Source organism: Rossellomorea sp. KS-H15a (assembly GCF_024195245.1).
Lineage (GTDB): Bacteria > Bacillota > Bacilli > Bacillales > Bacillaceae_B > Rossellomorea > Rossellomorea vietnamensis.
On record NZ_CP096886.1, the window covers coordinates 1,590,631 to 1,604,749 of the forward strand.

Annotated in this window: 13 protein-coding genes and 2 riboswitches; of the genes, 10 read left to right on the plus strand and 3 right to left on the minus strand. The window is 44.7% G+C overall.

Features of this window, described 5'->3' with window-relative positions:
- Positions 1-22: 22 nt before the first annotated feature.
- A complete protein-coding gene (locus M1J35_RS08200) occupies positions 23-2,206 on the plus strand; it encodes an ABC transporter permease (protein ID WP_254653360.1) in 2,184 nt (727 codons plus the stop codon).
- A gap of 70 nt (positions 2,207-2,276) precedes the next feature.
- On the opposite strand, the gene nei is transcribed toward M1J35_RS08200, so the two are convergent.
- Positions 2,277-3,101, minus strand: a complete 825-nt coding sequence (gene nei / locus M1J35_RS08205; RefSeq protein ID WP_254653361.1) for an endonuclease VIII — start codon at positions 3,099-3,101, stop codon at positions 2,277-2,279.
- A gap of 137 nt (positions 3,102-3,238) precedes the next feature.
- A riboswitch (SAM riboswitch) is annotated at positions 3,239-3,345 on the plus strand.
- Positions 3,346-3,437: 92 nt separating this feature from the next.
- Here nei and mmuP point away from each other — a divergent pair.
- Together mmuP and mmuM are read left to right on the plus strand one after the other, a co-directional pair.
- On the plus strand, positions 3,438-4,850 hold the full coding sequence (mmuP, locus tag M1J35_RS08210; protein ID WP_254653362.1) for an S-methylmethionine permease: 1,413 nt from the start codon (positions 3,438-3,440) through the stop codon (positions 4,848-4,850).
- Positions 4,819-5,769, plus strand: coding sequence for a homocysteine S-methyltransferase (gene mmuM / locus M1J35_RS08215; protein ID WP_254653363.1), 951 nt, complete (start codon positions 4,819-4,821; stop codon positions 5,767-5,769). The genes mmuP and mmuM overlap by 32 nt, the downstream gene beginning before the upstream one ends.
- 153 nt (positions 5,770-5,922) lie before the next feature.
- Here the strand turns inward: mmuM and M1J35_RS08220 are convergent, their stop codons facing one another.
- Positions 5,923-6,822: a Gfo/Idh/MocA family protein gene (locus M1J35_RS08220; RefSeq protein WP_254653364.1), complete on the minus strand. Its 900-nt coding sequence runs from the start codon at positions 6,820-6,822 to the stop codon at positions 5,923-5,925.
- Positions 6,823-6,999: 177 nt separating this feature from the next.
- Positions 7,000-7,103: riboswitch (purine riboswitch) on the plus strand.
- Positions 7,104-7,237: 134 nt separating this feature from the next.
- Here M1J35_RS08220 and M1J35_RS08225 point away from each other — a divergent pair.
- The 6 genes from M1J35_RS08225 to M1J35_RS08250 all read left to right on the plus strand — a co-directional run bounded on the left by M1J35_RS08225 (position 7,238) and on the right by M1J35_RS08250 (position 12,371).
- Entirely contained in the window at positions 7,238-8,101 is an 864-nt protein-coding gene (locus M1J35_RS08225; protein ID WP_254653365.1) for a 5'-methylthioadenosine/S-adenosylhomocysteine nucleosidase, read from the plus strand.
- Between the two features lie 108 nt (positions 8,102-8,209).
- Positions 8,210-8,995 (plus strand): SDR family oxidoreductase, encoded by a 786-nt coding sequence (locus M1J35_RS08230; protein WP_254653366.1) that lies wholly within the window; start codon positions 8,210-8,212, stop codon positions 8,993-8,995.
- Positions 8,996-9,082: 87 nt separating this feature from the next.
- Positions 9,083-10,021, plus strand: a complete 939-nt coding sequence (locus M1J35_RS08235) for a TRM11 family SAM-dependent methyltransferase (RefSeq protein WP_254653367.1) — start codon at positions 9,083-9,085, stop codon at positions 10,019-10,021.
- A gap of 266 nt (positions 10,022-10,287) precedes the next feature.
- Positions 10,288-11,319: a Delta(5) desaturase DesA gene (locus M1J35_RS08240; protein ID WP_254653368.1), complete on the plus strand. Its 1,032-nt coding sequence runs from the start codon at positions 10,288-10,290 to the stop codon at positions 11,317-11,319.
- Between the two features lie 77 nt (positions 11,320-11,396).
- Positions 11,397-11,870 carry a response regulator gene (locus M1J35_RS08245; protein WP_254653369.1) on the plus strand — a complete coding sequence of 158 codons (474 nt, stop codon included), beginning with the start codon at positions 11,397-11,399 and terminating at the stop codon, positions 11,868-11,870.
- Between the two features lie 129 nt (positions 11,871-11,999).
- Positions 12,000-12,371 (plus strand): DUF2500 domain-containing protein, encoded by a 372-nt coding sequence (locus M1J35_RS08250; RefSeq protein WP_254653370.1) that lies wholly within the window; start codon positions 12,000-12,002, stop codon positions 12,369-12,371.
- Positions 12,372-12,438: 67 nt separating this feature from the next.
- Here the strand turns inward: M1J35_RS08250 and rluF are convergent, their stop codons facing one another.
- Positions 12,439-13,146: a 23S rRNA pseudouridine(2604) synthase RluF gene (gene rluF, locus M1J35_RS08255; protein ID WP_098441382.1), complete on the minus strand. Its 708-nt coding sequence runs from the start codon at positions 13,144-13,146 to the stop codon at positions 12,439-12,441.
- Positions 13,147-13,300: 154 nt separating this feature from the next.
- Here rluF and M1J35_RS08260 point away from each other — a divergent pair, with 154 nt between their 5' ends.
- Positions 13,301-14,074 carry a MerR family transcriptional regulator gene (locus tag M1J35_RS08260; RefSeq protein ID WP_254653371.1) on the plus strand — a complete coding sequence of 258 codons (774 nt, stop codon included), beginning with the start codon at positions 13,301-13,303 and terminating at the stop codon, positions 14,072-14,074.
- Positions 14,075-14,119: the final 45 nt, after the last annotated feature.

Here is a 14,119-nt window from a genome sequence, read left to right on the forward strand (position 1 = left end):
GAAAAAGCTTTTTCGGACCATAATGGAAAAAAAGGCGCAGTTCTTTTCAGCGTGGTGTCTGATTGCCATCAGCTCCATCGTATTTTACGCATTCACAGCAGCCGGAGCAAATCTCATTGATAATCTACAGATATTTTTTAACGAGAATAAAGTAGAAGATGCGCAGTTCATGACACAACAGCCTTTGAATGAAATCGAAGAATTGGAAAAGGAAAGTGGCGCGGAAATCGAGCAAAGGATGGCAATCGATCTTCCATATAGTAAAGATTCGACTCTCAGGTTGTTGGATGAGACGGATGACCTCAATCTTCCTACTATAGTGGAGGGGGAAAAACTGTCTTCGGACCGTGATATATTAGTGGATAAAGGTTTCGCCAAAGCCCATGGTGTGGCGATTGGAAATGAGGTTGAACTGGGAGGGGAAACGTTCCAGGTTGCAGGCTATATGGCGATTCCGGATTACATCTATCCATTAAAGGATGAATCGGGTTTCCTGAAAAATCCGGATGCATTCGGTGTCGCCGTCGTGAAACCATCTGTTTTATCAAAGTGGGAAAATCACCGGATTTACTATAGTATCCGTCTACCGGATGCTTCTCCGGAAGAACTGAAGAAGAGGATCAATCAAACGAATCAGATCATTAAATGGACGGATAAAAAAGATAATAACCGCATTTCCTTCATCAAAGGGGATATTGCCGGTGTCAAAAAGATGGGACAATTTCTTCCGATCGGTATTTTATTCATTAGTATGGTGATCATTCTTATATTATTGTGGCGCTTAATGAAGAAGGAATATGTACAGATCGGTACATTGTATGCCCTCGGCTACAGGAAAAGGGAAATTATCCGTCATTATCTTTCTTATGCCGGAATTCTTGCCACAACAGGAAGCGTGGTCGGTACGTTCTTTGGCTGGATATTCCTGCATCCATTGCTTTCCACTTTCGCGGCTTATTATAATCTGCCTGTACTGGATGTGAAACTGCATGTGGGTTATTTACTTGTGAGTATGTTTCTGCCACTTGTGCTGTTCATCCCGTTTACCTATTACTTGGTTCACCGTGTCTTGAAGATCCCGCCGGTGAGTTTGATAAAAGGTGGGGAACGAAAGGTCAAAGTGAAAAGGCTTGAGCGGTTGTTTAAAATGAAGAAGCTGCCGTTCCACCGGAAATTCGTGATCAGGGAAATCATGAGAAACCTTCCCAGGGCACTGTTTTTAATCATAGGTGTGATGTTTGCGACATTATTATTGTTGTTCGGATTCGTCACCAAGAATTCGATGGAGTACCTGGTGACATATCATTTTCAGCAAGTATATGACTATGAGTATAGCTATCTATTCAATGCTCCACAGACCATAGAGCCGGAATCGGGACAGGTGGGATCCGTGGCACCATTTACGACAGATGAGGAGAGTGTCATGATCACTGGCCTGAAGCCGGACAATACAGCCATTCGATTGCAGGACGGAAGCGGAGAAAGGCTGACATTCGATTCAGTGATCATGAATAAATCACTTTCAGATAAATTGGGGATTCAAGAGGGGGATTCAATTCATGTGACAAATGAATTGACGGACAAATCCTTTACTCTCACCATTGATCACATCGCTGAATCCTATCTTGGAAATATGATCTATATGCCACTCGATGAATTCAACCGATTAAATGATTATCCTTCGGGAAGTTATATGGAAATTTATTCAAACAAGGAACTCCACTTACCGGAAGATCAGATTGTCTCGATGACAAAGTCATCCGATACGATTGACGGTTTCAAGGAAATGATCAAGCCGTTGAACTATGGTGTGGTAGCGATTGCCCTTGTTGCTGCCATCATTGCGGTCATCATCATCTATATATTGATTTCATTATTAATCGAGGAAAATTCATTCAAAATTTCACTCATGAAAGTCATCGGCTACCGGGAGAAGTCGATCATGAACATGATGATCGGCTATAACATTTGGTTTATCATCCTTGGGTATGCGATAGGCATTCCCGTGACGATATTCTCGATTTCAGCCTTTATGAATTCCATCACTTCAGAAATGAATGTGACGATTCCTGTCAGGTTGGATTGGATGAGTGTCATTATCAGTTTCATCATCATGATCCTATCGTATTATGTTTCCCTGTGGCTGAATCGTCGGAAATTAAAAGGGATTTCAATGAAAGAAGCGATTAACCGGAGTACGGAATAGAAACTGTGGTTTGACGTTAAGCGGATAAAAGGGTCCGTGGCATTAAGATTGCCACGGACCCTTTTATCGATCATACGATTCCCTGACAAACCGGACAATGGTAAAGCCTTCTTGAAGAGGCCACCGTCTTCTCGATTTCGCTTCCACAGATGAAGCAAGATTCCCCTTCACGGTTAAAGACCCAGTGACGATAGCGGGATCGCTTCACACCTTTGGCTTTCAGTTTCTGTGCAAGGACGGGATCGTTAGTGATCCCCCCCGTTTCATACGATTGCTTTACTAAATCCATGATGGCATGGGCAGCTTTGTTTAATTGATCTTCCGTACAGTCTACAGGCCTTAGGGAAGGGTGTATGCCGGCAACAAACATAACTTCAGATCGCAAATAATTACCGATTCCGGCGACAAAGCCTTGATCAAGCAATAAAATCGACCATTTTCGGTTTCGGAATCTTTTATCTTTCATCCGCCCGACCAGCTCATCTACGGATACCTCTTCGCTTAAAAGGTCTGGACCGACTTTTGAGATGAATGGGTGAGATGGCACCTCTTCGTCCCTGAGAACCTCGATATCCGACGCACTATAGAGAAGGGCGGATTTTTTCTCGTTATGTAGGGCTAATCGGAGCTGACGATTTGTTTTAGGATAATTGTAGGTGTTTCTGATATACCATTTTCCGTAAAGTTGATTGTGGGAGTAGATGGTGTATCCATTATCAAAGCGGATGAGCATGGCTTTTCCTTTCGTATCGACTCTTCTTACGATAGACCCCTTCAGCAGATCTTCGTAGTCTTCTAAATGAGGGAAAGCAAAATAAACATCTTCCACTGTTTTATTTATAAGAGCACGCTCAACGTTATCGGCAGCTCTTCTGATTTCTGGACCTTCTGGCATGGCGGTTTCTCCTTTTTTACTTAGTTGTTCCCTTTTTATTCCTCAATGTAACCATTGGATGGGCTGGGCTATTCATCCGTTTCAGGGTATTGACATTATTCCGATATATTGATAAAGTTTTAAAAAATCAAAATATTTTCTTATCCAGAGAGGTGGAGGGACTGGCCCTTTGAAGCCTCAGCAACAGGTCTGCGAAGATACTGTGCTAATTCCAGCGGGTGATTCAAACCCTGATAGATAGGAGCAATCTTTTATTTGTCGGTGACGCACTCGTTCAGGGTGCGTTTTTTGTTTGTTCACTCATTCCTCAATTAACTTAGAAGGAAGGGTGTTTGTATGGAAAACGCAGGACAGAGTTTCAAAAGAAAGATGAAGACACGGCATTTAGTGATGCTGAGTCTTGGAGGGGTGATCGGAACCGGGCTTTTCTTGAGTTCGGGTTATACCATTCATCAGGCTGGTCCATTTGGGACCATCCTTGCATATTTAATCGGTGCGCTGGTGGTGTATCTCGTGATGCTGTGTTTAGGCGAGCTATCTGTCCATATGCCGGAGACCGGATCCTTTCATAGTTATGCTGCAAAATTCATTGGTCCGGGGACCGGTTATACAGTGGGCTGGTTATATTGGCTGACATGGACGGTGGCATTGGGGTCGGAGTTCACGGCGGCCGGCTTGATGATGCAGCGCTGGTTCCCTTCGATTAGTGTGTGGATTTGGAGCGCGGTCTTCGCTGCGTTGATTTTTTTCCTTAATGCATTGTCGGTGCGTTTTTTTGCTGAATCTGAATTTTGGTTTTCTTTAGTGAAAGTGATTGCGATTGTGGGGTTTATTGTGATTGGGGCAGGGGCGATCTTCGGGTTCATCCCCCTTGGTCATTCAGAGCCCGTTCCATTTTTCTCGAATATCACCGATTCAGGGTTATTTCCGAACGGGGCATTTGCCATCTTGATGACCATGCTTGCCGTGAATTTTGCTTTTTCAGGAACAGAACTGATCGGAGTAGCGGCGGGAGAAACAGAGAATCCATCCAGATCGATTCCTAAAGCCATCCGCACTACGCTTGTGAGATTGATTCTCTTTTATGTAGGGACGATTGTCGTATTATCTGCATTATTACCGAGCCAGTCAGCCGGTGTATTGGAAAGCCCTTTTGTCGCAGTGCTTGGACGGATTGGAATTCCTTTTGCCGCAGATATCATGAATTTTGTCATTATCACGGCTATCTTATCAGCGGCAAACTCAGGTCTGTATGCTTCCTCCAGAATGCTATGGTCTCTGGCTGATAAGCAAACGATCTCCCCGATTTTTGCCAAATTGACTGATAGGGGGATCCCTCTTAATGCGATTGTATGTAGCATGCTTGGAGGGGGACTGTCCTTGCTTTCAAGCATCATTGCACCGGGGACGGTCTACATCGTATTGGTTTCGGTCTCAGGTCTTGCCGTCGTGATCGTGTGGATGAGCATCAGTGCTGCCCAATTTCTATTTCGAAGACAATACATAAGGGAAGGAAACGATGTGAAAGACCTGGCCTATCGGACGCCGCTCTATCCACTGGTTCCCGTTACGTCATTTCTGCTTTGTCTCGCTTCCTGTATCGGCATTGCCTTTGATCCCACTCAGAGGATTGCCCTTTATTGCGGGATCCCGTTTATCGCCCTTTGCTATGGAAGTTATTATCTAACACAATACGTGAAGAAAAGAGGTACAGATCATGTCGAAGCAACTGAAGCTGAATCCCATTGAGGAGATTTTACAAACACATTCCCTGATGATTTTGGATGGAGCATTAGCCACAGAGCTGGAATCACATGGCTGTGATTTAAATGATCCCCTTTGGTCAGCCCGTGTACTCCTAGAAGAACCGGAAGCGATTCAGAAGGTTCATGCTGATTATTTCCGTGCGGGAGCCGATTGTGCGATTACAGCCAGCTACCAGGCATCGGTGGATGGTTTTCTGAAGCGTGGAATAGAGAAACCTGAAGCGCTGGAGTTAATTAAGAAAACAGTTACTCTTGCCAGACAGGCTCGGGATGAATTTTGGAAGGAAAAGAAGGTGAATTGGGATCGTCCGAAACCAATCGTCGCCGGTTCTGTAGGACCTTACGGGGCATACCTTGCTGACGGCTCTGAATATGTAGGGGACTATGGTGTAAGTGATCAACTTTTAGCAGATTTCCATTATCCGAGAATCAAGGCATTAGTGGAGGCGGGTGCTGATGTGCTGGCATTCGAAACCATCCCATCTTTCCAGGAAGCAAAAGTACTCGCTTCGCTTTTAAAAGAATTTCCGGAAACTTGGGCATGGCTGTCTTTTTCATTAAAGGATGGAGAGACGATAAGTGATGGAACGGGGATTGAAGAGTGCGCGCGTGTGTTCAATGATCATGAACAAATCGCTGCGATTGGTGTGAATTGTACACCGATTCCCGCGGCTAAGCTTGCGATGAGCGTACTAAACAAGCATACTGATAAGCCAATCATTGTGTACCCCAACTCAGGTGAAACGTACGAAGCTGAGACTAAAACGTGGAATGGGGAGGAAGCCTATTGTGCGTTTGATGAGGATTCAGTAGTTTTGTATGAAGCAGGAGCCCGTATCATTGGTGGTTGCTGCCGTACACATCCGGGGGATATTGAGGCGTTGGTGAAGAGGTGGAGGTAATCCATATGCTTACATGCAAAGGCCCAAGTGGTGAACCACTTGGGCCTTTGCATGATTATGGCTACTATTATTGAATAGAAAACCTCTCTTTGGCGAGATATAGGGGGTGGGTTACGTGCCCCTCCCACTATGGCAAGGCTCCCCTTCGTTCAATTAGTCGACCATTCCCACAATTCTTTCACAAATCTCATGGGTGATCAAAGAATCCTCGATGGAAGGGTCCGGTTCCTGCCCTTTTTCCACACATTCGAGGAAGTGATCGACCAAATCATAGAATCCCCGTTTATACAGCGTGGGTTCCCAATCCCCAAAGGAGGAAACACTCATTTCTTTGTTATGATAATGTGTCGTTTCAACAAGGCTGTTGACGACATATTTGTGATGGCCTGCAGAGTATTCGATGATTTCTTCCGTCACGCCTCCGTCACGATTCATGATGCCGACTGCCGTACAGTCTTCACCGATGAGCTGTATGACGAGATGGTGAAGGAGATCTCCTTTTTTCAATGACTGAACCTTTACATCTTTTACAGTTGAATCCATCAGGAAGCGGAGAGTGTCTACTACATGAATGAAATCTTCGACAACAAATCTTCTTGCCTTGTCCGGTGCAGCAAACCTATTTTTCTGCATCAACAAGAAGCTCGGTTTCCCGTGCTCTTTCAGTTCCTTTACCTTTGGAATGAAGCGTCGGTTGAATCCAACCATGGCAATCTTCCCGTTCTCTTTTGTAAGTTGAACGATTCGTTCGGTTTCCCTGAAGTTGAGGGAGATCGGTTTGTCTATGTATACATGAATGCCGTTCTCAAGGAGCTTCTCCGATATTTCATAGTGGGCTTCAGTGGCAGTACTGACGAAGGCAGCATCGATGTTTGCTGCTATCAGTTCTTCAACCGTCTGAACCCTTTTCTCCACTCGATATTTATCTCCAAGTGCATGTAGCGTCTTGGCATTTCTTGTGCAAAGGACCAATTCAATGCCTTCTTTTTCAGATAGGACAGGAAGATAAGCTTTCTTTGCGATGTCCCCTAATCCGATAAGACCGATTTTCATCGTCTTCACCTCTTCATTTTTTCTTTTATTATAGTATTCTACAATAGGATTTCAAATTTAACGCTTTCAAACTGACAGAGAGACATTCTTTTAAACACGAACAATAACTAAATTAATTAAAATAAAATTCGTATTTAGGTTGATTAAAAGAAAAGGGTTTGTTATAGTTACACCGTACCACCATTACATATCGTTACTCGTATATCCTCAGTAATATGGTCTGAGCGTTTCTACCCGGTTCCCATTATAAGAACCGGACTACGGGTTGAAGTATTCGGTTTTTACGGTTTTTTTGCCGTTTTGCTTTTACTTTGACTTCTGAGATCTGGAACGTAGATGCACTCTACCATGACAGGTCTTTTTCTTTTGACCAAAATCAGCGGGATCCAATCACCAAGAAAAGGGAGAGATTCACATGAAAAAGAAAATCGCATCACTCGCAGCAGTATCTGTACTAGGATTATCCTTATTTACGGGATGCAGCTCAACGAAACAAACGGAAGCGAAAGAAAAAAAGGAAGAACAGCCGATTCTGATTCAGGGGCCGATGCCCATTGAAGCAGAAAAGTTTGCAGGGAAACTTGAGAATGTGAACGAAGAAACATCCGGCTCATTCGTTTTTTATAAAGGAACATTGGACGATTACCCGGTCATCGTCGCAAAGACGGGTAAAGGAATGGAAAATACAGCAGCAGCCACGGCTGTCGCCATTGAAAAATACGATCCAGTCGCCATCATCAACCAAGGGACATCAGGCGGTCATGATCCTGCATTGAACGTGTTTGATATCGTACTCGGTGAAAGAACCGTCAATCTCGGTTCGTTAAAAACAGGGAGCATGGCAGATGAAGAAGGAATCGAACCCACTGCCTGGAAGCCGATGGACCTGATGGCGTCTGAAGGAAGTGCCGGGGAAGACCCGAATGCAGAAAAAATTCGTTATTACGATGGAGACAAGACACTGCTTGCGGCTGCTAACGCCGTAAAGGACACATATAAAAAAGGCAAGGTCGTCGAAGGCACAATTGGCTCTGCTGACGTGTGGAATAACGAAGTGGACCGTATCCAATGGTTCCATGAGAAATACGGTACATCCGTAGAGGAAATGGAAGGGGCAGCTGCGGCACAGATCGCCGGGGCATACGATGTACCTTTCCTTGGAATCCGTATTCTCTCAAATAACAAAACGAATGGTGGAGCATATAATCCCGACACAGCAGCTGCGAACCAGGGGTATGTGTATGAAGTGGTGAAAGAATATATTAAAGAGATGGAGTAATTCATCATGAGGGACCGACCGTAGTCGGTCCCTTTTATATTGATAAAGTTTTACTGATTCTGTTAAAGGGAAGAACATACCATACCAGATTGCCAAGGAGGAAACAGAATGGATAAAACAATTTTCATTACTGGCGCGGGAAGCGGTCTCGCGAAGGGAGCGTCTCTTGGTCTTGCGAAGAAGGGCCACCGTGTCATTGCGACGACAGAACTAACCTCGCAAAAGACCAACCTCATGAGGGAAGCGGATGAACAAGGATTGGATATGGAGGTATTTAAGCTTGATATAACGAATGCAAGGGACCGCGAGCAAATATCGAAGTATGAGTTCGATGTCTTCGTAGCCAATGCAGCCATCAATGAAGGAGGACCACTCGGGGAAGTGCCGATGGATCGTTTTCGTGCCCTCTTTGAAGTGAACGTGTTCGCCACCTTGGAAACGGTTCAGTTGGCCGCCAAAAATCTTGTGAGGAAAGGCAGTGGGAAAATCGTGTTCATGAGTTCCATGGCCGGGATTTCAGCAACACCTTATGTCGGTCCGTATACGGCAACGAAACACGCGATTGAAGGGATTGCCCAAACCTTGAAGTCCGAGCTTGAAGAATTTGGAGTGAAGGTCGCAACCATCAATCCAGGTGCCTTCGAAACCGGATTCAATAAGCGGAGCGGGGAAGAAATCTGGAAATGGTTCGATGACGAGAAGAACTTCACCCGGAAAGAAGATATTCTTGAACAGCAGAAAGGGCTGGAAGATCAGTTCGATCCTGAAGATATGATTCAAAAGATGATTGAAATCATCCCTGCTGAAAACCACAAATTCCGTACTGTTTATCCGGAAGAAACGGAAAAACAGTTGAAACAGACACAAGCAGAGCGCTGGGAAATGGAAATCTGATTCCGTCAATAAGGAGGGAGGAGACCCTGTGAAGGGGTCCCTTCCTTTTTTGTGATACAATGGAGAAATGCAAAACCTCACACGGAGTTGATTACAATAGAAACGAAACACTATTTATATACGTTTTCATGGGAGCCGAACGAAGAGTCCTTATGTGCGTTGGAAAGACGCAGCCTGTTCGGAGAGGCTTCTGAATCTAGTATTCTTGAAAGTACAGTGAAGGTCGATCCAAGCAGAAGCCCTTTCATCCGGGAGAGACTGGAGATCATATGCGAAGGTGCTGAATGGGAAGAATTACTTCATCACATAGAGCGATTAGACGCAGTGGATGGATTCAAGGTCGTGTTTGTACAAAATCCTGATGGGGACAGAGTCGGCTTTAAGAAACTGCGGAGGATCGAGAAGGAAATCGGCATGCATCTGAAAGGCGAAGCGGAACTTGTCGATCCCCATATTTGGTACGGTGTCATCAACACCGGTGAACGCTGGGTGTTTGGGGCTTATATGAAAAATGAAGCGATATGGCTTCATCATGTAAAAAAGCCTCACAGCTATTCCACTGCACTGAGTACCCGTGTGGCAAGAGCCGTCGTGAACATTGCGGCGCCGGAAACCGAAGGCATCAAGATGATCGATCCATGCTGTGGAATCGGGACAGTCCTGGTAGAAGCCCTGTCCATGGGTATCGACATTGTAGGCAGTGATCGCAATCCGTTGATCCTTGACGGAGTAAGGGAGAATATCGCTCATTTTGGATTGGAAGGGGAAGTGTCATTAAGAGACATCAATGATGTAACCGGCAGCTACGATGTCGCTGTCATTGATCTACCTTATAATCTCTGCTCCGTCATAACGGATGATGAACAACTTGAAATGCTCAAGAGTGCGAGGCGATTCGCTGAAAAGGTCGTGGTCGTGACGTTGGAAGATGTGGATAGAAACGTTGAAAATGCGGGCTTCGATATTGTCGACCGTTGTGAAGTAAGTAAAGGAAGATTTGTCAGACAGATACTAGTATGCGCGTAAAGAGTGTGGGAGACCACGCTCTTTTTTTATGACACTTTTTCACCAAAACAAGAATATAATTCTTTTTCTCAAAAATAATAAAGGTAAATTGAACGTTACGATGAGTGAGAGGAAGTCAGTATTATCAAGGGTTTCAGGTAATGTAAACGCATGACATTTTCTCCCTTATGACATTTGTCATGCCCAGCATATGACACCTACTACTAACACGATGATCCCCCTTATCCTATAATGAATCCAACGCCTTAAACGAAGGGAATAATGACATGACAAATATAAAAACGTTGAAAAAAGAAGTTGCCCCTTATGAAAAGTCTACAACGAAAGAAAGTGTATGGCAGATGATCAACACGCTTGGACCGTTCTTTCTATTATGGTTCCTTGCGTATCAAAGTCTGTCGGTATCATACTGGCTCGCACTCGTTCCAATCGTGATTGCCGCCGGATTCTTGACCAGGATCTTCATCATCTTTCATGATTGCACCCATTTCTCTTTCTTTAAAAGCCGTAAAGCCAACCGGGCAGTCGGAACGGCCATGGGTGTCCTGACTCTGTTCCCGTTCGATCAGTGGGGACACGATCATGCCGTGCATCATGCGACAAGCGGAAATTTGGATAAACGGGGAACCGGTGACATCTGGACCCTTACAATCGATGAATATGTAGCAGCACCTTTGAAAACTCGTTTAGCGTATCGGTTTTACCGCAATCCGCTCGTCATGTTCGTATTAGGACCGATTTATGTATTCCTTTTGAAAAATCGATTTAATCGCAAAAATGCACGTAAGAAAGAGCGCAATAACACGTATTTAGTCAATGTGATCATCGTCGCACTCATCGCACTACTCTCTGTCATGCTTGGATGGCAGGAATTCTTACTCGTTCAAGGTTCGATCTTCATGATCTCAGGATCAATCGGGATCTGGTTGTTCTATGTACAGCATACCTTTGAAGATTCGTATTTTGAAGAAGACAAAGAGTGGCAGTATGTCCTGGCGGCTGTTGAGGGGAGCTCATTCTATAAGCTCCCGAAAATCATGCAGTTCCTGACCGGGAACATCGGATATCACCATGTCCACCACTTAAGTCCAAGAGTGCCGAATTATAAGCTGGAAGAAGCTCACGAAAACACGGTGCCATTACAGAATGTACCGACGATTTCTCTGGCAACAAGCCTGAAATCCCTTCGCTTTAAACTATGGGACGAAGAAAATAAGACGTTTGTAAGCTTTAGAGGGATTAAATCCTCAAGGAAATCGAACGCGCGCATTGCTACAGAAGCCAAACCTGAATTATAAACAATACCCACTCTCCTTATGAAGATTCATATAAGGGGAGTCTTTACTTGATACGGTGTTTAAAGGAGAGGACGCATATGATTCGCATTGTAATAGCCGAGGATAAAGAATGGGTGTTAAGGACAATCGGCTCTCTGCTCAACCTTGAAGAAGACATGGAAGTAGTGGGGAAGGCGAGGGACAGGGACCATGCACTAGAGCTCATCCACCACCTGCAGCCAGACATCCTGATTCTCGATATCGAACATCTCTTGAGGGACGGACCTCTGAAAGTGCCGGAATGTCGACTGCTGGTACTCGCAACATTCCCTAAAGAGGGATATCTGGAAAAGGTACAGGAAACCGGTGCAGACGGGTACTTATTGAAGGATAGTCCGAGTGAAGAATTGACCTCTTCCATTCGCCGTATGATGGAGGGGACGGAAGTATATTCTTCAAAACTAATGGAGAAAAAAGAACCTGCATTATACGAAATCCCCCACGCACCAGGACCGGTGAAAAAGAATTATTTCACGATGATCATAGATAAGATGAAGCATCCGACAGGGTGAATGATTCGTCAGCACCTCACAACATCACAGTGGGGGCTGGCTTTTTTATTTGTCATCATCAGCATCCGGCACTCATATACGTATTAAAATGTTAAAATGTAGAAAAAGAGTCAAAGGGGAGAAAAGAGTATGTATGGTGGTGGAGATTTTATATTTCAAGCGGTCCCGATTTTTATTGGGATCATCTTTGTGATTGTGATATCGTTCATTTTGTTTTCTGCCGTAAAAGGAGTGACACAGTGGAGTCAGAATAATCAATCGCCTACCTTGAATGTATGGGCAAAAGTGCTCGGTAAACGTACAGCCGTAAAGGGCGGAGGAGAAAGCAGGGCCTATAGCCATTATTACATCACCTTTGAAGTGGAAAGCGGGGACAGGGTCGAATTAAAAGTGAAAGATACGGATTATGGGATGCTCGTCGAAGGGGACGAGGGGGATTTGACTTTCCAGGGGACACGGTACCTGGGGTTCGAACGTAGTCATCTAAAGGCAGAACGATAAAAGGAAGTCAGAGGGGGATTCCCTTCTGACTTCCTTCTTATTAGAAAAATAAATTTAAGATACTACATTACCATTCCTTCGGTTCGTAATCCAAATCCTGAAATAATCGATTCTTCTCTTTCTTGGAAAGATCCCGCCATTGGCCAACAGGAAGATTTCCCAATTGAATATTCATGATCCGTGTACGCTGCAATCGGTATACCTCATATCCAAGAGCTTCACACATGCGGCGGATCTGTCGGTTCAACCCTTGGGTGAGGGTGATCTGAAATACATATTTCGAAATCTGCTCCACTTTACATGGCAGTGTTTTCGTTCCAAGAATCTTGACGCCCTCTGACATCTGCTTGAGGAAGTCTTCTGAAATCGGGCGGTCAACCGTGACAATATATTCTTTCTCATGCTGATTTTCCGCACGGAGGATTTCATTGACGATATCCCCGTCGTTCGTCAGGAGAATCAGTCCATCGGAGTCCTTGTCCAGGCGGCCGATATTGAATATTCGCAGGGGATGATTAACGAGATCCACGATATTCCCCTTGACCCCTTTTTCTGTTGTACTCGTTATTCCAACAGGCTTATTCAGAGCGATGTATACATTATTCCGGGCGACCCTTACAGGTGCTCCGCTCACCAACACATCGTCACCTGGGTTCACCTGGTCACCGATCTTCGCCACACGTCCATTGATCGTGACCCTGCCTTCCGTGATCAACTTGTCGGCACCGCGTCTCGACGCCTTCCCAGCTTCACTGATATATTTATTAATTCGCATATTCAACACAACCTTATACTCAAAGTGATTATACTAAGAATATCGGACTGGCACGTTATTTTCAAGGAAATCAACATTCGCCCTTTTTGGAAGAAATCCCTTTACATTCACGCTGCGTCAACCTGTAAAGTAAGAAATGTCAGGAGGTGACATCATGGAATATACCGTCAAAAAATTGGGGGAGATCGCTGGGGTGAGCACAAGGACTATCCGTTATTATGATGAAATTGAGCTTCTGAAGCCGGCCAGGATCAATTCGTCAGGATACAGGATTTACGGACAGGAGGAAGTCGATCGCCTGCAGCAGATCCTCTTTTACAAAGAATTAAGTGTTGGACTAGATGAAATCAAGGATATTCTCGATGATCCCGCCTTTGACGCAACACTTGCATTACGGGAACACCGGAAAATATTACTGAACAGACGCGATCAGCTTGATCAACTGATTGCGAATGTCGATAAAACACTAGGTGTAAAAGAAGGGAGAATGACCATGTCGGATAAAGAAAAATTTAATGGATTCAAAGAAAAAATGGTGGAAGAGAATGAGAAAAAGTATGGGAAAGAAGTGAGGGGGAAATATGGTGACAAGAGTGTGGATGAATCCAACGCGAAAGTCATGAACATGTCAGAGGAAGAGTATGAAAAGGTCACGGGACTCGAGCAGGAAATCAAAAAAATACTGGGAGAAGCATTTCAAGACGGTGATCCTGGAAGTGAAATGGCACAGAAAGCGGCTGATCTTCACAGACAGTGGATTTCCTTCTATTGGGGTCACTACAGCAAGGAAGCCCATGCAGGACTCTCCCAGATGTACGTGGACGATGAACGATTCAAGGCCTATTATGATGGGGAACAAGAGGGAGTGGCCGAATTCCTGAGGGATGCGATCCACATTTATACCGGGCAGAAAAAAGAAGTGGAATAAACAAGAAGTACCCTGACCGACTAATCCGTGTTATGATATGGGGAC